The 20,054-nt window shown below is 72.7% G+C and carries 17 protein-coding genes and 1 pseudogene; 7 read left to right on the top strand and 11 right to left on the bottom strand.

The genetic code is table 11. The features are described 5' to 3' along the window. Positions 1–6: 6 nt before the first annotated feature. The 3 genes from F603_RS0105800 to F603_RS0105810 all read right to left on the bottom strand — a co-directional run bounded on the left by F603_RS0105800 (position 7) and on the right by F603_RS0105810 (position 6,366). A complete protein-coding gene (locus F603_RS0105800) occupies positions 7–3,102 on the bottom strand; it encodes an SAV_2336 N-terminal domain-related protein (RefSeq protein WP_245600694.1) in 3,096 nt (1,031 codons plus the stop codon). Positions 3,103–3,167: 65 nt separating this feature from the next. Continuing rightward, entirely contained in the window at positions 3,168–4,217 is a 1,050-nt protein-coding gene (locus tag F603_RS0105805) for an AAA family ATPase (RefSeq protein ID WP_019545071.1), read from the bottom strand. Positions 4,218–4,299: 82 nt separating this feature from the next. Next, entirely contained in the window at positions 4,300–6,366 is a 2,067-nt protein-coding gene (locus tag F603_RS0105810; RefSeq protein ID WP_019545072.1) for a VMAP-C domain-containing protein, read from the bottom strand. 202 nt (positions 6,367–6,568) lie between these two features. Between F603_RS0105810 and F603_RS0105815 the strand changes: the two genes are divergently transcribed. Beyond that, positions 6,569–6,919 carry a CU044_2847 family protein gene (locus F603_RS0105815; protein WP_019545073.1) on the top strand — a complete coding sequence of 117 codons (351 nt, stop codon included), beginning with the start codon at positions 6,569–6,571 and terminating at the stop codon, positions 6,917–6,919. Here the strand turns inward: F603_RS0105815 and F603_RS0105820 are convergent. Next, positions 6,916–7,290 (bottom strand): DoxX family protein, encoded by a 375-nt coding sequence (locus F603_RS0105820; protein WP_106431242.1) that lies wholly within the window; start codon positions 7,288–7,290, stop codon positions 6,916–6,918. The two genes, F603_RS0105815 and F603_RS0105820, sit on opposite strands and share 4 nt — an antisense overlap. Positions 7,291–7,440: 150 nt before the next feature. Here F603_RS0105820 and F603_RS0105825 point away from each other — a divergent pair, with 150 nt between their 5' ends. From F603_RS0105825 to F603_RS0105840, 4 genes are all read left to right on the top strand, one after another. After that, complete coding sequence (locus F603_RS0105825; RefSeq protein WP_019545075.1) at positions 7,441–8,307, top strand: sigma-70 family RNA polymerase sigma factor; 867 nt, start codon at positions 7,441–7,443, stop codon at positions 8,305–8,307. Between the two features lie 65 nt (positions 8,308–8,372). Continuing rightward, complete coding sequence (locus tag F603_RS0105830) at positions 8,373–8,552, top strand: DUF6104 family protein (RefSeq protein ID WP_016907469.1); 180 nt, start codon at positions 8,373–8,375, stop codon at positions 8,550–8,552. Between the two features lie 300 nt (positions 8,553–8,852). Beyond that, positions 8,853–9,701, top strand: coding sequence for a DUF4097 family beta strand repeat-containing protein (locus tag F603_RS0105835; RefSeq protein WP_019545076.1), 849 nt, complete (start codon positions 8,853–8,855; stop codon positions 9,699–9,701). A gap of 1 nt (position 9,702) precedes the next feature. Then, on the top strand, positions 9,703–10,791 hold the full coding sequence (locus F603_RS0105840; RefSeq protein ID WP_019545077.1) for a PadR family transcriptional regulator: 1,089 nt from the start codon (positions 9,703–9,705) through the stop codon (positions 10,789–10,791). A gap of 642 nt (positions 10,792–11,433) precedes the next feature. Here F603_RS0105840 and F603_RS0105845 read toward each other — a convergent pair. The 6 genes and pseudogenes from F603_RS0105845 to F603_RS0105870 all read right to left on the bottom strand — a co-directional run bounded on the left by F603_RS0105845 (position 11,434) and on the right by F603_RS0105870 (position 16,706). Further along, positions 11,434–11,991, bottom strand: coding sequence for a GNAT family N-acetyltransferase (locus F603_RS0105845; protein WP_342665904.1), 558 nt, complete (start codon positions 11,989–11,991; stop codon positions 11,434–11,436). A gap of 250 nt (positions 11,992–12,241) precedes the next feature. Then, positions 12,242–13,204 carry a zinc-binding dehydrogenase gene (locus tag F603_RS0105850; RefSeq protein WP_019545079.1) on the bottom strand — a complete coding sequence of 321 codons (963 nt, stop codon included), beginning with the start codon at positions 13,202–13,204 and terminating at the stop codon, positions 12,242–12,244. Between the two features lie 95 nt (positions 13,205–13,299). Beyond that, a pseudogene (locus tag F603_RS31630) lies at positions 13,300–13,877 on the bottom strand (Uma2 family endonuclease). A 142-nt stretch (positions 13,878–14,019) separates the two neighbouring features. Further along, on the bottom strand, positions 14,020–14,781 hold the full coding sequence (locus tag F603_RS0105860) for an amino acid ABC transporter ATP-binding protein (protein ID WP_019545082.1): 762 nt from the start codon (positions 14,779–14,781) through the stop codon (positions 14,020–14,022). Next, positions 14,778–15,725: an amino acid ABC transporter permease gene (locus tag F603_RS0105865; protein WP_026328173.1), complete on the bottom strand. Its 948-nt coding sequence runs from the start codon at positions 15,723–15,725 to the stop codon at positions 14,778–14,780. The genes F603_RS0105860 and F603_RS0105865 overlap by 4 nt, the downstream gene beginning before the upstream one ends. Before the next feature lie 105 nt (positions 15,726–15,830). Then, positions 15,831–16,706, bottom strand: coding sequence for an ABC transporter substrate-binding protein (locus F603_RS0105870; RefSeq protein ID WP_019545084.1), 876 nt, complete (start codon positions 16,704–16,706; stop codon positions 15,831–15,833). A 730-nt stretch (positions 16,707–17,436) separates the two neighbouring features. On the opposite strand from F603_RS0105870, the gene F603_RS0105875 reads away from it, so the two are divergent. Together F603_RS0105875 and F603_RS0105880 are read left to right on the top strand one after the other, a co-directional pair. Beyond that, positions 17,437–18,633 (top strand): NAD(P)-dependent malic enzyme, encoded by a 1,197-nt coding sequence (locus F603_RS0105875; RefSeq protein WP_019545085.1) that lies wholly within the window; start codon positions 17,437–17,439, stop codon positions 18,631–18,633. A gap of 309 nt (positions 18,634–18,942) precedes the next feature. After that, on the top strand, positions 18,943–19,587 hold the full coding sequence (locus F603_RS0105880; protein WP_019545086.1) for a CGNR zinc finger domain-containing protein: 645 nt from the start codon (positions 18,943–18,945) through the stop codon (positions 19,585–19,587). Here the strand turns inward: F603_RS0105880 and sodX are convergent. Then, entirely contained in the window at positions 19,476–19,934 is a 459-nt protein-coding gene (gene sodX / locus F603_RS33875) for a nickel-type superoxide dismutase maturation protease (protein WP_078503561.1), read from the bottom strand. The genes F603_RS0105880 and sodX overlap by 112 nt on opposite strands. Positions 19,935–20,054: the final 120 nt, after the last annotated feature.

Consider the following 20,054-nt stretch of genomic DNA (forward strand, 5'->3'; position numbering starts at 1 on the left):
CTCGGCTCACCGCGTCGAGTCGTTCTCCCAGGGGTCGATGTCGCCTTCGAGGAGGCGGATGCGCTGCCGTACGAACTCGGTCTCGGCGGCAGCGAGTCGGGGAGCTGAGCCGGTGGGGCCCGGCTCCGCGGCGAGGAGTCGCGCCTGTTCGGCCGCCGTGCGGTAGAGGTCGAGCGCGGCGCTCGGGCGGCCCGCGGTCTCCGTGGCACGACCGTGCGACAGCAGGGTGCGGAAGAGCTCGATCCGCGCGGTGCGCAGGTGCGCCGGCGTGCCGGTCGCGTCGTCCAACGCCTCGTACGCGGCTGCGGTCGCCCGTGCCAGCGCCTCTTCCGCCTGCTGACGTGGCGGTTCCGCTTCCGGGAAGGCGCCGTACGCCTCGGCCAGCAGCCGCCAGTACTCGGCTCGGCGCAGCGGTTCCTCCGCTTGGTGGGCCGCGCTGTGCAGGAGGTGGGTCGCCTCGTAGAGGTCGGGGAGGAACGCGGCGGTGCGGTAGCGGCGCAGGAGCGCGTCGGCGAGGAGGCGCTGGAGGTGGAGGGTGATGCCGGCGCCCTGCCGTGCGCCCGTCAGCGCTTCGTGGAGGAGGCCCTCTGCGCGGTGCGGTTCTGCCATCTCGCTGAGCCGCAACTCTCCCCATTCCGCGAGCAGTTCGCACCGCCGCTCCGAGTAGCGCTCGCAGTGCTGCTCGGCCTCGGCGTAGCAGCGCTCGGCCTCGGGCCAGCGGGAGGCGGCGCGGTGCGTCCGCGCCTCGGCGAGGGCCACGTGGAAGCGGAGGTCGTGGTTCTCGCCGGCGGCCTCGCGGGCTTCGGCGAGGGTGTGCAGGAGTTCGGCCTCGGGCGCCTCCGCCGCCCGCAGCGCTGCGGCACGGTCGAGGAGCGCCGTTGCGGAGAGGCGCCCCCGTGCCTCCGACTGCTCGGCGTACTCGGCGAAGAGCCGGACGGCCTGCCCGCCCCACCGGCGGCGCTCCGGGGCGTCGTCCGCCGTGCGCGCGAGGTCGAGGAGGACGCGGGCGAGTGCGAGCGCGTCGGCGCCCTGGGAGGACTCCCCGAGCCGCAGCAGTTCGTCGCGGGCGGCGAAGAGGTGTGCGCGCCCGGACGTGGCTCGCCACAACGCGTGGTGGACGGCGGCGCGTTCGCGTCCGGAGGCGGCGTCGTCGTCGCGGAGCAGGTCGAGGGCGCGGGAAAGGAGGGTCGGCGCTTCCGGGACTGGGTGTGCGTCGGCGTGCGCGTGTGCCCGGGCGCGAAGGGTGCGCGCGAGCAGCAGACGGGCGCGCCGGTGCACGCCGGGGGCCGCCTCCGGAGCGTCGAGCACGCTCGACGCGAGCGCCTCCGCGTGCCGCAGCCTGCGCGCCCCCTCCGCGTAGCCCGGGTCGGGGCGCTCCCGCAGCACCTCCTCGACCTCGTCGAGCATCTGCTCCTCGGCGGGCCCGGACACGGCGAACCCGGCGGCTTCCGTCCCGAGGAAGCGGACGACGACCGCCTCCGGCACCTGCGCGAACAGCTCCTCACCGCCCGGCGGACGCCACGCGGCGGCGCCCCACTCGTCCTGCCCCTCCGACGGTTCGTCGCCGCCGGCGAGCCGAAGCGCCGCGAGCGCCGGGAAGTTGCGCACCCCGCGCCCGAAGTGCTGCGTGACGTACTCCGATACGTGCTTGAGAACGAGCAGCGACGCGTCGCGGTCGAGCGAGTCCGCGAGGAGCTCGGCAACGCCGGGCGCAAAGCGGTAGCGCGGACCGCCGCCGCGCTCGGGCAGCCGCTCCAGTACGCCGCCGAGAAGGACTTCGGCGAGCTCCATCGGCCCCGTGTCGGGGAGCATGGCGCGCTGCACCAGTTCGATGACGGGCGGTAGCAACGGCACGGCCGTGAGGTGGACGGCGAGTTCGACGGCGCCGGGTGAGGCGCCGGCGAGGAAGTCGTCGAGGAGTCGGTGCGGATCGTCGACGGCGCCGGTGCGCGGGCGGACGGGCGGGTACGCCTGGTGGACGCGGGCAGCGGCGCCCCTCGTCGTCTGCGGCGCCCGACTCCCCATCATGCGCGCCCAGTTCGCCAGCGCACCGGGCACGGGGAGGAGGACGGGGACGGCGTGCGCGCCGGGGCGTGCGGCGGGCCCGCGGTCGGCGCGGAAGAGGACCCGGCCGCCGCCCTCCATACGGCGCAGCTCCCCCGACTCGGCGGGGAGCGCCGTACGCGGCCACAGCCGCGGCGGCAGCGGCTGCACGAGGGCGACCGGGGCCGGGCCGCGGCACCAGGCGTGGAGCATCCGTTGCGCCGCGCCCTCCTCCCAGAGCCGTCCCGCACAGTCGCTGAGCAGCAGCGTGAACCGCCGGCCCGTGACGTCGCCGAACTGCCCCGGCGGCCGGAGCCCGCGGTCCTCGATCCGGGGCGAGGTGCTCACCGCGGGCGTCCCGGCCTGGGTGCGGTGCAGGTAGAAGGCGCGGACGTCCCGGAAGGCGCCGGACTGCTCGCAGCTCTGCCGGAGTTGCTCGAAGGCGAGCCGCCACACGGAAGACGTCGGCGAGGCGTCCATCACGAGCTGCATCTCCGTCGTACGGGCGCGCGACGGAGCGAAGACGGGCGTGAGCGCGCCGGAACGCGCGCTCGCCTCGGCGGAGGCCCGCTCGTCGAGCCGGTGCGTGCGCCGGCGCACCTCCGGGACGGGCGGGCGGTAGCGGGCCAACGGCCGCAGAGCGCGCTGAAGTTGGAGGAGCCCGGAGAGGGCGCTGACGGCGGGAGCGCGCACTCGCTGGAGCGAGGGGCCGTTCTCGGCGCCTGGGGACGGCGGCGCGGGCTCCTCGGACCGCGGCGCGGTGTACGGGTCGGACGGGTGGCCCTCGGCCGACGGCGGGATGAAGAGCGGGACGTCGTCGGCGAACTCGGGGGCCGGCGGTTCGGGCGCGGCGACGCGGGCGTCAGGCGGCGGTGCGGGGTGCTCGGCCACCGCGGGCTCGTCGGCCGCCCCGGGCGCGGCCCTGGGCGCCGGCGGCCGGGCGGAGACGTGCCGGGCGAGCCAGACGGCGTCGGCGAGCGCCTCGGCGTCCGGCTCCCAGGAGAGAGCGGCGAGCCGCGTCGCCAACTCGGCGAGTGGTGCGAGGTGTTCGCCGCTCACGACGGGCCCGGACGGTGTCCGCGTGGGCCCGCACGCGGTGGCGCCGGCTCGGTCGGCATCGTGGGTCACTCCGTCTGGTCGAGGGGGCGGAGCAGCATCTCGGCGAGACGCTCACGGGTGAGGCGCTCTGCCCCCTCGGCCTGCTGGGTGAGGTAGAGCGCGTTGAGGAGCTGGTCGGTGGCGACGAGGCTGCCCGGATCGCGGTCGAGGAAGCGCTGCACCAGCTCGCCGCCCTCGCGGAGCGCCTCCTCGCCGAGGTGCGCCGCGACCATGGCGGCGAGTTGGCGCTCCCCCGGCGGCTTCAGCTCCAGATGGATGCAGCGCCGGAGCATGGGCGCCGGGAAGTCGCGCTCGCCGTTGGAGGTCATCACGATGAAGGGGAAGACGCTGCATTCGACGCGCCCCCCGCGGACGGGCACGCGCACCCCGTCGTCCGTGAGCACCTCGGCGACCGGCTCGCGGTCGGCGACGCGCTCCAACTCGGGGATGTCGAACCGGCCCTCCTCCAGAACGTTGAGGAGGTCGTTGGGCAGATCGATGTCGCACTTGTCCAGCTCGTCGATGAGGAGCACCCGGGGCAGCCCGTCCGCGGTGGGCAGCAGTGCGGTGCCGAGCGGGCCGAGACGGATGTACGACCCGAGGGGCGGATGGCTCACCGGGCCCTGCTGGACCGCCCTGTCGAGCTGGACGTCCTGTAGGCGTCCGAGCGCGTCGTAGTGGTAGAGGCCGTCGGCGAGCGCGGTGCGGCTGACGATCGGCCAGCGGAGCACCCGTCCGAGCCCCAACTCGTGGGCCACGGAATGCGCGAGGGTGGACTTGCCGGTGCCCGGGTTGCCGGTGACGAGGAGCGGGCGGCGCAGGTAGAGGGCGGCGTTGACGGCCTCCACCTCCTCCGGGTGCGGGTGGAGGTTCTCGACGAGCTGGTGCCGCACGCGCTCGGCCCCGAGACGGCGCGCCGTGTCGCCGGTGTCGGCGTGCGCGCCCGGCTCCGTGGTGCCGTCGGCCTGCGGGGGGTCGTCGCGGGAGGTGAAGTCGCGCCAGGGCGGCGGGTCGGGGAGGCGGCGGATGTCGTCGTGCCGCAGGCCCACGCCGCGGTAGATGCGCCAGTCGCTCACGCTCGCTCCTCACGTGCCTCGTCGAAGTCGCCCGCCGGCGTGCGGGCTTCCCCTCCACCGCTGTGAATACCCGCCCACGCGGCTACCGACCGGTTCTCGTCCGACTCCCCGAGCTCCCTCGGCGCCGCGGCTCACCGAGCGGGCCCGCGCCGCGGCGCTGCCGCTGAGGCGGATCGTAGAGGAGCGAGAGACGCCGTGCACAGGCTGCCTCGGTACCGTTCCCCTCTTCACCGCGCCTGCGCAACTCCCGTACGCGTGCGGGCAGTCCGGCGGCCTGCACCGACTCGTCGAGGAGGCTGCTCACGAGCTCCAGTTGCGCGCCCCCGGTAGGGGGCGCCCCGGACGGGTCCTCGCGCAGCCAGAGTGCGACCGCGTACCCCGCGTCCATCGCGGCATCCACCGCGCGGGCCGCCGCGCCCTGGGAGACCCCGGCGTGGTGGAGCGGGACGGCCGTCGGGGCGAGGCGCTCGAGCGGCTCGAACTCGCCAACGGCCGCGGAGAGTTCGCCCGGCTGACGCCGGCCGGCACGCTCGGGGAGGAGCGGGTGGGCCTCCATCGGGCCGCGGCTCACCCCCTGCCACCGCTCCTCGCGCACCGCCACCTCCTCCTCGGGCGGGTCCGGGCTGCCGACGGTGCGCTGCCAGTCGCGGAGCACGACGCTGCGGTGGAGGCCGAGCTGCTGGCACGCTCCGCCGTCCGGCGTCCGCACCTCCCACCGCTCGACGGGCAGGTCGAAGAGCTGCCGCGGCACCACGAACTCGACGGCGGCGAGGTGCGTGAAGGCGTCCCCCAGGTCGAGCGCCGCCGGCAGCGCCGCGCAGATCGCTTCGCGCAGCCGGGAGCGCGCCACGGCCCGCCCGCCGACCTGCTGGACGCGGTGGTGCCCGCGCGGCCGCAGCAGCTCGATCTGCCAGGTGTGCGTGCCCGGTTGGGAGAGTTCGGGATGGATGACGACGCGGACGTCGGCCCGCGCCGATGCCGCCCTCGGGTCCTCGGCGAGCAGATCGGCGACCCGCTCCGCGATGACCGGGTTGTCAACCCGCAGGCCGGTCTCCTCCACCCACGCCGCGAGCGCCTCCAGCGCGTCCGCAGGACCACGCTGTTCCCAGGCGAGCGCGCTGCAGACCTTGGCCGCGTAGAAGACCACGGCCTCCAACTCCATGCCGGATGCGCCGGCGCCGCCCGGAACGCGGCCGTCGTGCGCGTCGTAGAGGAGACCGGCACCCTCGCGCCAGCTCCGTGGCCGGTACTCGCGGACGTGGTACGAAGGACGCAACACCATGTCCCTGGCCTCGTTGGCGAGTTCCAGCACCTCGCCGGCGGTGCGCGGGGCCGGAAGCCGGGCGAAGAGCTCGTAGAGCGCGGTGCGCAGCTCGGGCGTGAACGTACCGTCGCCGCGCTGGAGCCGGGGCTGGATGCGGGGCCAGCACTCGCCGGGCACGAGGAGCCGGCCGCGGTGGTACCTGTCGTGGGCGCCGAGGACCTCGTGGAGGACGCGCGCGGCCGCAGGCGTCTCGTCGCAGAGGGTGCGCAGCGCGGTGATGGGGGTGGCGACGCTCCCCGTCGACTCGGCGCCCTTGCAGACGCCGATCACCGCGCCCCGCTCGAGATCGACGACGGGGCCGCCGGAGCAGCCCGCACGCAACTGCCCGCCCTGCACGACGAGATGGCCGCCCCGGCCGCCGCTCACCGAGCCGACGCTGGGGTGGAACTCGACCCCGCCGCCCGGCACCTCGATCCATCCGTAGAGCCCGCAGCCGGGCGCGGGCGCGAGGGTGGAGCGGTCGCTCAGCCAGAGGCACTCGGGGTCGAACGGGTAGGCGGCGGAGACCCGCACGAGGGCCAGGTCGGGAAAGGGCCAGGCCCGTGTGCGCACCGTGTCGGGGTCCGGGAGGGAGAAGACGAGCTCACCTTCGAGCACCTCCTCCTCTGCCGTGGTCACGGCGACGGGTGCGGCTCCGCGCCAGACCTCCTCGCCGCCCGCAGCCGCGACGTGCCCCGCCGTCAGCACCCAGCCCGGTGCCACGAAGAAGCCGCTGCCCCAGAACTTCCCCGCGGCGCCTCCCGGTTCGCCCGACGCGCCGATCCGCACCACGGAGGGGCGCACGGCCTCCCCGAGGATGTCCGCGGAGCCTCCCCCCGACGTCATCGCGCACGGGCGCACCGCTGCCGCGCCCTGCCCGCCGTCCGCAACTCGTCCATGCGCCGTGCTCGCCCCCGTCCGCCGTCGTGAAGGGACAGGCTAGTCCCGGTACTCCGCGGACGGGAGGGTGCCGGCGGCCGCGAGGGGCGAGGATGGGAACGCGTGGCACGGGCGGCGGCGGGCCGTCCGCCGTCGAGAGGAGAACGGTGTGGAACCGATCATCCAGGAGGTCGAACTCCCGGGAGGCGGGCGAGTGTTGGCGAGGGTGACCGTGCCGGACGATGCCGAGCTGCCGGAGGGCGCGGAGGACGACGGGTTCGGGTACCGCGACGTCGGCGCGGTCGATCGGCTCTCCGCCCGCGTCGAGCAGCTCAACGAGGTGATCGCCGGCGTGGGTTCGGCCGTACGCGGCGCCGCGGCGGCCGCGGCGCCGCACGAGGTGACCGTGTCGTTCGGCGTGGAACTCGCGCTGCGCCCCGGCCGCACGGTGGCGCTCCTCGCCGACGGGGAGGGCAAAGCGGCGCTCTCCGTCTCGCTCACCTGGCGCGGGGACGGCTAGGCCGCCCCGAGGAAGTGCCCGAGGGCGGCCACGGCGAGAAACAGAAAGGCCGCGGGGAACGCGAGGTTGTGGAAGACGCGCGCCCGGGCGTGCGCGGCGACCGCCCCCGCGAAGAAGAGCACGAGACCGAGCGCGGCAGCCGCCCCGAGCCGCGGCAGCCCGAGGAGCCCGAGCAACAGCCCCGCGGCGCCGGCCCCTTCCAGCACCGCGAGGCCAGGAATCCACTTCCTGTCGACGCCCACCTCCGCGGCGTTCTCCGTGACGAAGCGCGCCCCCGCGGCCTTCGCCACCACCTCGCACGCGTTGGCCAGGAGGCAGGCGAAGGTCGCGGCGAGCAGCACGCCTTCGGCGACCGCGCTCAACTGCCGCACCTCCCCCGCACGGTGGCCGGCTGCGGTGCGGACGGCCGGTCTGGGCGGACGGTGCTTAGACTCATCAGTGCCTCCTCGAACGGGGCGTGCCCGTCGGGTCGTCGGTGTCTCCCGCCCTTCTGACGTCCCGCACGCACGAAAGGTGACCCCGTGGAACTCGTCGAGCAATTCGAGGCGGCACGGCCCCGGCTGATGTCGCTCGCGCTCCGGATCGTCGGCTCGCACCACGACGCGGAGGACGCCGTCCAGGCCGCCTGGGTGAGAGCGCAGGCAGCCGGTACGGCGGACGTGGCCAACCCGGCCGGCTGGTTCACCACCGTCACCGCCCGCCTCTGCCTCGACCTCCTCAGGACCCGCGAGCGGCGCGGCGAACTCCCCCTGCTCGCACAGGACGTGCCGGACGGACAGCTCGACGCGGAAGAGGCCTTCCTCCGCCGGGAGCGGGTGTCTCGGGCGCTCCTCGTCCTCCTCGACGAGCTGTCGCCGAGCCAACGGGTGGCCTACGTGCTCCACGACCTCTTCGCCCTTCCCTTCACGGACGTCGCGCAGGTCCTCGGCACGAGCCCGGGAGCGGCGAAGAAACTCGCCAGCCGTGCGCGCACCAGGCTGCACGCGGCACCGCCGGCCGCTTCGGACTCGGACGCCGAACACCTCGCCCTCGTCGAGGCGTTCCTCGCCGCCGCGCGCGGCGGCGACCTCGCACGGCTCGTCGGACTGCTCGCGCCCGGCGCCGTCCGCCAGGCCGATCGCCGGCTGCTCCCCGAAGGCGTACGGACCCGGGTCGACGGGGCCGAGGAGATCGCGGAGGAGACGAGGGCCTTCGCCGGGCGGATCGCCGTCGCTGCTCCGGTGCTGGTCTCGGGGCGTCCGGGCGCGGTCGTCGCACCCGGCGGGCACGCCTGGGCGCTGATCCGCTTCCGCCTGGAGGCCGGGCTCGTGGCGGGGATCGACATCGCTCCCTACGCGCCCGGTGTGCTCTCGCTCATCGGCTCCGTACCGCCCGGTGGGCAGCGGTGAAAGGCGCTCCCGGCAGCGCGGAGAATGGGGGTCCGAGAGACGTCGTACCCGACAGGAGCAGCACCGTGTACTTCACCGACCGAGGCATCGAGGAGCTCGCCGACCGGCGGGGCGAGGAGGAGGTCACCCTCGGCTGGCTCGCCGACCAACTGCGCGCCTTCGTCGACCTCAACCCCGACTTCGAGGTGCCCGTGGAGCGGCTGGCGACCTGGCTCGCGCGGCTCGAGGACGAGGACGACGAGTGACCGCGGGGCTGGGCGCCGGTGACGGTGCGGGCGGCAACTCGGGACGCCCACCGGCGCGTTGACCCGCGCGCGGTGGCGGGCGCGAGCGGGTTGCGGCCATCGACGACGCGACATATCGTGTTTGGGCGAGGATGCGATATGTCGCCGTCTCGCGGTGGTACGGGGGTGTCCCGCAGGGGTCACGGACGGCGCCGGGGAGCCCCGGCTGCCGTCCGGAGCCCCTGCGGGGCGACCGTGTCGGGCCACCGTCGCCGGCCCGTGCGCGTCCACGCGTCGTATGCAGACCCCAGGGGGAGCGCCATGGCCGAGCAGAGCCGGTGGATCGACAGCCCGCAGACGGTCGTCTTCGAGGCCGTCGACGCGGTCGACATCCGCCTCGTCGACGGCGCCGTGAACATCGTCGGCACCGAGGAGAGCACCGCGCGGCTGGAGGTGGAGAGCGTCGAGGGCCCGCCGCTCCGCGTGGACCGCAGCGGCGACCGCCTCAGCATCAACCACGGCGAACTCACCTGGCACGGCCTCCTCGACTGGCTCGATCGCAAGGACACCCGCCGCTCCGCGCGCCTCACCCTCTCCGTGCCGCGCGCCTCGGCTCTCCGCCTCGGCGCCGTCTCCGCACACGCCGTCGTCTCGGGGCTGCGGGGCCGGGCCGAGCTCCAGTCGGTCTCCGGTGAGGCGACCCTCGTCGGGCTCTCCGGGACCGTCTCGGCACACACCGTCTCCGGGTGCGTGGAGGCGCAGGGCCGCCGCGGGTCGCTCCGCTTCCACTCCGTCTCCGGGGACCTCACCTCCGTCGAGGACGCCGGCTCGGCGCTCCACGCCGACTCGGTCAGCGGTGCCGTCATCGTCGATCTCGGCCGCGCCCCGGACGCCGCCACCGACGTCGAACTGACCACCGTCACAGGCGAGGTGGCCGTCCGGATGCCGCGGCCCGTCGACGCGGAGGTGCGGGCGAGCAGCTCCTCGGCGGTCACCTGCGACTTCGAGAAGACCTCGCCTTTCCCTTGGCCGGGCGCGCACAGCCTGCGCCGTGCCTACGGCAACTCCGCGGGGCGGTTGCGCGCCGGCAGCGCCTCGGGGCCCGTCGCCCTCCTGCTCCGCCCGCCGTCGCCGGCCGACGCCGAACCGATCGTCCTCGAGGAGCGCTGAGATGCCCCCAGTCTTCGCCCACGGCCGGCTCCGCCTCTACCTGCTGAAGCTTCTCGAGGAAGCCCCCCGGCACGGCTACGAGATCATGCGCCTGCTCAAGGAACGCTTCCAAGGGCTCTACGCCCCTTCGGCGGGCACCGTCTACCCGCGCCTCGCCAAGCTGGAGGCCGAGGGACTCGTCACCCACACCACCGAGGGCGGCCGCAAGACCTACGCCATCACCCCGGCAGGCTTGGAGGAACTCGCCGATCGGAAAGCGGAGTTGGCCGAGCTGGAGCTGGAGATAGGAGCCTCCCTCTCCGCCCTTGCGGCCGACATCCGCGAGGACGTCCGCGGCTCCGCCGACGACTTGCGCCGCGAGATGCGGCAGCGCATGCAGGGCGGTGGCCGCTCGGCGAGCGCCACCGGCTCGGCCTGCGGCGAAGAGCGCCCTTCCGGCGGCGCCGAGCGCCCCTCGGCTGACGGCGAGGCGTGGCGCAGGGCCAAGGAAGAGGTCCGGCGGGCCAAGGAGGCGTGGAAGGAGCAGGCGCGCGAGGCGAAGGACGAGGCCCGCCGCGCGAAGCACCAGGCGGAGAAGGAACGCGAGGCGCACCAGGACGCCGTCGAGGAGTTGCAGCGCGTCGCCCGTCGGGTGCGCGACCAGGTCCAGAGCGGCCGCCGCACAGGGGACTGGGCGACGGCGCTCCGCGACGGGATGGCCGAATTCACCCGCGAAATGGACCGGTTGGGCCAGCAGCACGCCCCCGCCCCTCCCCCGGAGGCCCAGAGCGCGCCCCCGCCCCAGCACCGGGAAGAGGCGACGCCACGGCCCGATCCCGCCTGGGGCGAGGAAGTCCTCCAGGACGACCCGGCGCGCAGCCTGGAGCGCCTCCTCGACCGCTTTCGCGACGACATCCGCGACGCCGCCCGCGACACCGGCGTCGACGAGCGGCGCCTCCGCGAGGTGCGCCGTCAACTCTCCACCACGGCCGCCCATCTCGGCGCCGCCCTCCGTGACCCCGACGTGTACTTCGGCCCGGACGGCCCGGGCACAGCCCGGGCCGAGAAGCCGGCCCCCGAACCACCGACGGGCGACGACCCGTCCAACTGAACCTGCCTCACGCATGGTTGGCCTCTCGGCCGTGCGTCCGCCCCGGAGTGTTCCATCAAATGGATCTGTTCCACGGCTCGTATCCGGCCGACTCGTCGGCACCCGTCCCGCTGAACGCTTCGGCACCACTGGCCTGCCCGGAGCCCGGACAAGGCCACACGGCCCCGTGCCGGCACTATCCACTGGACGACCCGTCCAACTGCACCTCACCCGCACCCAGTTACGGCAGCCCGACCCGCTCGACGGCCCGGCACCAATCAACCTGCCGGACACCCAGCCAAGGCAACACGGCTCTCCGGCACCACGCCCCGCTGAACAGCCCGCCAACCGCACCCGACCGGCGCCCAATTGCGGCGACCCGACCCGTCGAGACGCGCCCCGCCGGACGACACGGCACCTGCCCTGCCCCCGACCAGGACAGGGCAGCCCTCAGCCGCCACACCCCGCTGGACAACCCGTCCCACCACGCCTGACGCACCCCCTTGCGACAGCCCGACCCGTCGACCCGCCCCACCGGACGGCCCCGCACCACGGCACAGCGTGCCCGCCGGCCCTACCGGCTGCACCGGTGAACGACCCCGAGCAGCCCACCGCAACCGGACAGCCACGGCACCGCCGCTCCCGCACCGCGTCGACGCGGGCCTAACCCCCCTTGGGCTCCCGCCACATGGGCCACATCGGCGGGCCGCCGAACGGCAGCCTCACGGGCGCGGACGTCTCCACGAAGCCGTAGTGGAGGTAGATCCCCCGGCTGTGCTCGTTGCTCGCCTCCAGGTAGGCGGGGAGGCCCTCGCGGTCGCAGCGGTCGAGCGCCCGGCGCAGCAGCCGCCCGCCGAGTCCTCTGCCCTGGTCCTCGGGGTGGACGGCGATCGCCTGGAGATAGGCGTGGTCGGCCGTCGGGTGGTGGTCGCCCGTCGCCTCGCCCAGCGCCGGCAGCCGCACGTTGCCCGGGTCGACGCGGCCGAGGGCCTCGTCGAGCTCGTCGCCGCCGGTCAACTCCCCGCCCGAGGACCGGAACCAAAGGGCCACCGCCCGTGCGTCGGCGGCGAGTTCGGCGGTGCCGTGGCGCGCCGACATCGCGAGGAACGTGCCGAAGAGCCGCGGGTGGGCCGCCTCCCTGTGGCCCTCGTCGGGGAAGACCCAGCGGCTCACCGGGTCGTCGCGGAAGGCGACGTGGAGAAGGTCCGTGACGTCGGACACCTCCTCCGGCCGCACCGTGCGCGCGTCTCCCCCGTGCCCGGCTCTCTCCGTTCGCCGTACGTCCATCCGTTGCAGCCTCCGCTCCGATCGCCGAACCGTCGCCGACCGCTCTACCGGTGCGGGGCGGCGTACACAAGATCTGCACCGCCGCACGGTCGGGAATCGGCCGCCGCCCCGCACACGGCACTGACTCGGAGCCCCAAGCCCGGTGCACGCAAGCGCAGTTCACCACCGGCCGCGGAAGACCGGCTCAGACGGTGAGCACCAGCTTCCCGAAGTGGTCGCCCTCCGCCATCTTCCCGAACGCGTCGCGGGCCCGGTCGAGCGGATGCGTCGAGTCGACCACGGGCCGCACGCCCTTGGCGACGCAGAAGTCGAGCAGGGAGGCGAGCTCCTCCTTGGTGCCCATCGTGGAGCCCGCGACGTTCAGCTCCAGGAAGAAGACGCGGTTGAGTTCGGCGGCCGAGGGGTTGGGCCCGCTCGTCGCGCCGGAGATCACCACGGTGCCGCCGGGCTTCAGCGACTTCAGCGAGTGCGACCAGGTGGCGGCGCCCACCGTCTCGATCACGGCGTCCACGCGCTGCGGCAGCCGCGCCCCCGTCTCGACGGCCGCCTCCGCGCCCAGCTCCTCGGCACGCTTGCGCTTCGCCTCGTCCCTGCTGGTCGCGAAGATCCGCAGCCCGGCAGCCGCACCGAGGACGATTGCGGCCGTTGCGACGCCACCGCCCGCGCCCTGGACGAGCACGCTATCACCGGGGCGGACCCCCGCCTTGGTGAAGAGCATCCGGTACGCGGTGAGCCACGCCGTCGGCAGGCAGGCGGCCTCGGCGAACGACAGCTCCTTCGGCTTCGGCAGCACGTTCCACTCGGGCACGGCGACGCGCTCGGCGAACGTCCCCTGATACCGCTCGGTGAGGATCGAACGCGGCTCCTTCGGACCCACGCCGTGCCCGCTCTGCCCGATGACGGAGTGGAGGACCACCTCGTTGCCTTCGGCGTCGACGCCTGCCGCGTCGCAGCCGAGGATCATCGGCAGCGACTCCTCGCCGAGCCCGACGCCGCGCAGCGACCACAGGTCGTGATGGTTGAGGGAGGCCGCACGGACGGAGACCGTCGTCCAGCGGTCCGGAGCGGTGGGTTCGGGGCGTTCGCCCAACTCCAGGCCGTCGAGCGGCCGATCCTTGTCGATGCGCGCGGCGTAGGCAGCAAACATGATCCAGACGCTACGCCGACGCCGCTCGACGCCGAAAGCCCTACGCCGCCCGAGCGAGCCAGATCACCCGGTGGTCCTGAAGCCAGCTACCTCACTCACTGCACGTGTTCCTCCAGGACTGCGGTGTCGAGCTTGACCTCCACAGGCTCCGGAAGCACCAGCTTCTCTCCGAAAAGCACAGTGTGTAGGTCGCGGTAGTCGAAATCGCCAGGGCCGGAGTGAACGATGGCGGCCCCCGCCTGTCGGTCGACCAGGAAACAGACGGGGATGCCCGCCGCAGCATAGGCGGCGGGCCTTTGCCTACGGTCGCGCGCATCGGTGTCGTGGTCGTGAGAGGTGACCTCGACCGTCATCAACACACCCTCCGGATCGGCCCATTCGCCCTTACCAAGGAAGTGACCGTCGGGCGCAAGCGCCCCGTCTGCCCGAGCTCGCCCTTTTCGGTACGCGGCCACCTTGAGCCCGCGGTCCGGATACAGCCACAAGTCAGACCGCTGCTGCATGCAGCAGCGCATCAGCCATTTGATGATCTCGCCGTGGTCACCATCCGGCATACCCTTCACCCCGATCCGTCCCCCGAGGAACTCCAGGTGACGGTCTCGGGTGCTGCAGAGGCGCTCTCCTCGAACTCTTCCGGCAGCATCTGCGCTTCGCGCTCGGCCATAACCGTCATGGCGCCCCTCCTTCCGTGTCGGACTCCAGTCTCAACACGAGAGCACCTCATATCCGGGGAAGTGTCCCCGCATCCTCCGAACGAGGGAATCCAGCCCGAGCCCCTCAGCAACCGACGTCGACCGGAAGCAACGCAGCCGCCCTCACAGCACCTTGGACAGAAACGACCGCGTCCGCTCGTGCTGCGGGTTGCCGAGCACCTCGCGCGGGTGCCCCGACTCCACGACGACGCCGTCGTCCATGAAGACGAGCGAGTCCCCGACCTCCCGCGCGAAACCCATCTCGTGGGTGACGACGATCATCGTCATCCCCTCGGAGGCGAGGTCCCGCATCACGTCGAGTACCTCACCGACGAGCTCCGGGTCGAGCGCGGAGGTCGGCTCGTCGAAGAGCATCAGCTTCGGCTCCATCGCCAACGCACGTGCGATGGCGACGCGTTGCTGCTGCCCGCCCGAGAGCTGAGCGGGGTAGCTGTCGCACTTGTCGCCGAGCCCCACCCGGTCGAGGAGCGCCACCGAGCGCTCGCGCGCGGCGGACTTCGACTCCTTCTTGACACGTACGGGCGCCTCCATGACGTTCCCTGCCGCCGTCATGTGCGGGAAGAGGTTGAAGCGCTGGAAGACCATGCCGATGTTCCTGCGCTGCGCGGCGACTTCGCGGTCCCGCAGTTCGTAGAGCTTGTCGCCCTGCTGCCGGTACCCGACGAGCGTGCCGTCGACGTAGAGCCGCCCGGCGTTGATCTCCTCCAAGTGGTTGATGCACCGCAGGAACGTCGACTTGCCCGAGCCCGAAGGGCCGACGAGGCAGAAGACCTCCTCGGGCGCCACCTCCAGGTCGATGCCCTTGAGCACCTCGACGGGGCCGAACGACTTGTGGACCTGCTCGGCTTTGACCATCGCGGTCATGCGTGCTCACCTTCCCGGGCGGGGCGCCTGTCGTGCCAGGTGAAGAGGTTCCGCCGCACCTTCTGCCAGGGCGTGTCGGGGAGTTGGCGGCTCGTCCCGCGCGCGTACCGCCGCTCCAGGTAGTACTGGCCGATGCTGAAGACGGTGGTGATCGCGAGGTACCAGACGGTCGCGACGAGGAGCAGCTCGACCACGGACCCCGAGGTGTTCCCGATGTTCTGCGCCTTGCGCAGAAGCTCCTCGAACATCACCACGGCGCAGAGCGAGGAGGTCTTCAGCAGGTTGATGAACTCGTTCCCCGTCGGGGGCACGATCACCTTCATCGCCTGCGGCAGCACGATCCGCCGCATGTTCTGCGCGCTCGTCATGCCGAGCGCCTGGGACGCCTCCGTCTGCCCTTCGTCGACCGACTGGATACCGGCCCGGCATATCTCGGCCATGTACGCGGCCTCGTTGAGCCCGAGCCCGAGGAGCGCCGCCATGAACGGAGTCATGACGTCGGTCATCTCGTTCTTGTAGATCGGCCCGAGGTTGAGGACGGGGAAGATCAGTCCGAGGTTGAACCACAGCAGCAGTTGGACGTAGACGGGCGTACCGCGGAAGAACCAGATGTACCCCCAGGCGACGGAGGAGGTCACCGGGTTCTTCGACATCCGCATCACGGCGAGGACGATCCCGAGGACCAGCCCCATCACCATCGCCAGGATGCTGACGAGGAGCGTGTTCTTCGCGCCCTCCAACACCTGGTCGTCGAAGAGGAATTCGCCCAGCGCGCTCCACTGGAGATCGGCCGAGGCAAGCGCCTTGACGAAGAGGACGAGGACGGCGAGCACCACCAGGGCCGCCAGGTAGCGGCCGTAGTGGCGCACGGGTATCGCGCGTATCTCCGCGGGAGGGACCGTCGTCTCCCCCGTTTCGGTGTTCTTGCTCGGGGACGGCACCATCGGGGACGGCGAGGCGTCCCCGGGTGCGTCCTGCCCGGCACGGTCGGCTGTCACGGGTGTTGCCTCTTCTCGGGTTCAGCCTCGGGGTGACGGCGTCGCGGCCGCTCAGGAACCGGCGTTGACCGTCGCCTTGTCGACAGCGCCGTCCTCGACGCCCCACTTCTTGAGTGCCTTCTCGTAGCTGCCGTCGTCGATGATCTCGGAGAGGGCGGCCTTGAGCGCCCCGCGCAGCTCCGGGCTGCCCTTGGGGACGGCCATGCCGTACGGCGCCGACTCCATCTGCTCACCGACGACCTCGAAGTCGCCGCTCTCCTTCGCCGAGTTGGCGGCGACGGGGAAGTCGGAGACGTCGGCGGCGACGCCGCCGGCCTTCAGGCGGACCCGGGCCTCGTCGTCGTTGTCGAACGCCTCGATGTCGAGCTTCTTCTCGCCGTCCTTCTCGCACTTCTCGATCTGCTGCTTCAGCAGGGCGTGCGAGGTGGTGCCGCGCTGGGTGGCGACCTTCTTGCCGCAGAGGTCGTCGAGGGCCTCGACCTTCTCGGGGTTCCCCTTCTGCACGAGGATCGAGCTGCCGGCGCTGAGGTAGTCGACGAAGTCGACGCCCTTGCCCGCCTTCTTGCCGTTGTCGTCGAGGCCCTCCTGCCGCTCCTTGGTGTCCGTCATCGCGGACATGATCATGTCGAAGCGGCCGGTCTGCATCGAGGTGACGAGCCCGTCGAAGGTGCCGTTGGTGAACTTGAAGTCCACGCCGAGCTTTTTGCTCATGGCGTCGGTGAGGTCCGGGTCGAGCCCGACGATCTTCTGACCGTCCTTGTACTCCATGGGCTTGTACGCGGCGTCGGTACCGACCTCGATGACGCCCGCGTCCTTGACGTCCTTGGGGAGCCTGTCGTATAGCGGGGCGTCCGAGCTCTTGCCGGAGCCCTCGGCGCCCTCGGTCTGGTCGCCGCAGCCGACGAGCAGCAGCGAGCCGGCGAGCACTGCGGCGCCTACCGCGGCTATCCGACGACGCGGCGCGGATGCGCGTGAGGGGGTGCTGACGGTCATCGCTTGGTCCTCCTGCGGATCTGTCCAGCCGAGCGGTCGGGCATGCACCTTCGGATGTCGCGACCATGGAATGGAGGAATCCTGCCATCCGCGTAGACAGATCCAGGTCCAGGTGAAGTCAAAATCGGATAACGGACTGGCTCATCCGAAAACGGAACGAAGATCGGCCGACATGGGACTCCCCGCCGCCAGTGAGCAGTCCGCAGGCAGGCATCACCGCTGCGACCAGCGCTGAGACGTCCGTCACGCTGCCACTCCCCTACCCGTGCGCCGCCCGGTGTACTCCGCCGCGCCCCTGCTCCCCCGATACGCGCCCTTTGCACCGTTCCGCCGGGGAAGTTGGCCCGCCTATGTACCAATTCCTTGCACAGTACGGTGAGTTGTCCGCCGCGACGCCCCGCAATCGAGCCTCGGTCCCCTGGATTCGCGCCAACCACCTGACGTACAGCGCACCGCCCGGTCGTCTCCCGCCCTCGTCTTCCGGTAGAAAGGTCGATTACACCCCTCACCCGGGGACCAGGGCGCGTGTGCGGCGCGCCCGGCGCCCGCGCAACCTCCCGCACCCGCGGTCGTCCGCGGCGCGAGAGGCGGACGTGGTACCCGCCCGCTCCCCCACCAGGGAGCGCTCACCCTCACGCAGTTTTCCGACAAAGGGGTTCAACAAGTGGCAGCGGAGATCGTCAATAGCAACGAGGAGCTGACGGGCGACGTCGTCGACCCGGCCTTCGCGCTGCACAGGGGCGGCAAGATGGCGGTGCGCGCCACCGTCCCCGTGCAGAACGCCGACGACCTGTCCCTCGCGTACACGCCGGGCGTCGCCAAGGTCTGCAGCGCGATCGCCGAACAGCCCGAGCTGGTCTCGGAGTACACCTGGAAGTCTCAGGTGGTCGCGGTCGTCACGGACGGCAGCGCGGTGCTCGGCCTCGGCGACATCGGTCCCGAGGCGTCCCTCCCCGTGATGGAGGGCAAGGCCATCCTCTTCAAGCAATTCGGCGGCGTCGACGCGGTTCCGGTCGCCCTCGACGCCCGCGGCGCGGACGAGATCGTCGAAACCGTCGCGCGCATGGCACCGTCCTTCGGCGGCGTCAACCTGGAGGACATCTCGGCGCCGCGGTGCTTCGAGATCGAGGCGAAGCTCAAGGAGCGCCTCGACATCCCGGTCTTCCACGACGACCAGCACGGCACCGCCATCGTCACCCTCGCCGCGCTGCGCAACGCGGCGAAGCTCGCGGGCAGGTCGCTCGGCGAGCTTCGGGCCGTGATCGGCGGCGCGGGCGCGGCAGGCGTGGCGATCGCGCGCATCCTCACCGAGGCCGGCATCGGCGACGTCGCCGTCTGCGACCGCAAGGGCATCGTCTCGGCGGACCGCGACGACCTCACCGACGTCAAGCGCGACCTCGCCTCGTTCACCAACAAGAGTGGCAGGACCGGCTCGTTGGAGTCCGCACTCGCCGGCGCCGACGTCTACGTCGGGGTCAGCGGCGGCACCGTGCCCGAGGAGGCCGTGGCCACCCTGGCGAAGGACTCGTTCATCTTCGCCATGGCCAACCCGACGCCGGAGATCCACCCCGACGTCGCAGGCAAGTACGCCTCGGTCGTGGCGACGGGCCGCAGCGACTACCCGAACCAGATCAACAACGTGCTCGCCTTCCCCGGCATCTTCGCCGGCGCGCTCCAGGTCGGCGCGACCGACATCACCGAGGGCATGAAGCTCGCCGCGGCCGAGGCCCTCGCGGCCGTCGTCGCCGACGAGTTGAGCGCAGAGAAGGTCATCCCCTCCCCCTTCGACGAGCGCGTGGCACCGGCCGTCACCGCCGCCGTCGCCGCCGCCGCACGCGCGGAGGGCGTCGCGCGCCACTGAGCCGTACGCCGCCCGGCACGGCCGCCGCCCGTCCCGCACCGCGGGGCGGGCGGCGCGCTTCGCACGGGCGGCTCCTGCGGGCGTACGCGCAACTGCCCTGTCGTCACCGCGCGTTTGACCGTCTACCGGAGTCGCCCGTTCCGGAACGCCCTGACATTCTTACTCCTCCCCGTGCCGCCCGGGATCTCCCGAGAGGAGCGCATCCGCGAAACGTAATAGCCTCCGGGCAAGGTCAGCTCTTACGGTCGACCACCGGGCCAGCCGCATCAGCTCCGCCCCGAACCGCACCGCGCACCGTAAGGAAGAGCAGTGGAACTCAGCCAATACGCGCAGGTGGCCGTCCGGCTGGTCAACACCGAGCGGCCCGCGCTCGACGAGGACTCCCTCACCTCGCTCGACGCCGTGCGCCAACTCGCCGGATTCCAGAGCCACATCGTCCGCCGGGTCACCGAGTCCGACCTCACCCGCCTGCGCGCCGTCCGCAGCAGGCTCCGGGCCGTCTTCACCGCCGCGTCCGAGGGCGACGAGGTGCGCGCCGTCGACCTGCTCAACGCGCTCCTCGTCGAGTTCCCCGCGAGCCCCCAGATCTCGGGACACGAGACCACGGGCCCCGGCGGCCGCCCCCGCTGGCACATGCACCTCGCCGAGCACCCGGCGAGCGCCGCCGCCGGCTACGCGGCGACCGCCTGCATGGGCCTCGCCTTCCTCCTCACCGGCGTCGGCGCCGACCGACTCGGCATCTGCCAGGCGCCGCCCTGCCGCAACGCGTACGTCGACACCTCCACCAATCGCTCGCGCCGCTACTGCTCCGACCGCTGCGCCACCCGCGCCAACGTCGCCGCCTACCGCGCGCGCAAGCGCCGCGAGAGCGAGGAGCGCGAGCGCCCCGACAACCGCACCAGCGGGCGCACCGCACCGGCGGAACGGCGCAGCGTCGAGGAGACCGACCGCTGAGTCCCCCGGGGCGAGCGCAGCCTCAAGTAGGCCCGCGCCAGCACCAGTTCGTCCGGGACGATCCCGAACTCCCTGCTGTCGTTGCGCACTCGGGGGTTGTCGCCCAACACCCACCAGCCGCCGTCCCTGCGCTCGGCCGCGCGCTTGACGATGAGGAGGTCGTGCTGGAACGGATGGCGCACCACCACGACATCGCCCACGTGCACCCGGCTGCCGTAGACGACGAGGAGCTGGTCGCCCGGGAGCAACGTCGGCTCCATCGACGGGTTGTAAACCTCCGCCAGTCCGACGCGGCGCAGTCCGCGCGCGTGCCCGCGCTCCCGGCCGTCCGCCACCTGCTCGGGCATCTCTCCGCCTCCGGTCCCTGCGTCCGGCGCCCGCTCGCCGAGCCGTCCGTTCCAGCCTGACACCGGACTTTTGTCCTAAGCCCGCGGGGGCACACGGGAAAAGACTTCCCGCACGGAGTA

Origin of the sequence: Streptomyces sulphureus DSM 40104 (assembly GCF_000381025.1) — a bacterium.
Lineage (GTDB): Bacteria > Actinomycetota > Actinomycetes > Streptomycetales > Streptomycetaceae > Streptomyces > Streptomyces sulphureus.

Coding starts and splice junctions, on each gene's coding strand:
- F603_RS0105810 (WP_019545072.1), bottom strand. CDS start 6,366: ATGACGTCGGGGGGAGGCTCCGCGGACATCCTCGGGGAGGCCGTGCGC.
- F603_RS0105835 (WP_019545076.1), top strand. CDS start 8,853: ATGGCCGAGCAGAGCCGGTGGATCGACAGCCCGCAGACGGTCGTCTTC.
- F603_RS0105840 (WP_019545077.1), top strand. CDS start 9,703: ATGCCCCCAGTCTTCGCCCACGGCCGGCTCCGCCTCTACCTGCTGAAG.
- F603_RS0105850 (WP_019545079.1), bottom strand. CDS start 13,204: ATGTTTGCTGCCTACGCCGCGCGCATCGACAAGGATCGGCCGCTCGAC.
- F603_RS0105860 (WP_019545082.1), bottom strand. CDS start 14,781: ATGACCGCGATGGTCAAAGCCGAGCAGGTCCACAAGTCGTTCGGCCCC.
- F603_RS0105865 (WP_026328173.1), bottom strand. CDS start 15,725: ATGGTGCCGTCCCCGAGCAAGAACACCGAAACGGGGGAGACGACGGTC.
- sodX (WP_078503561.1), bottom strand. CDS start 19,934: ATGCCCGAGCAGGTGGCGGACGGCCGGGAGCGCGGGCACGCGCGCGGA.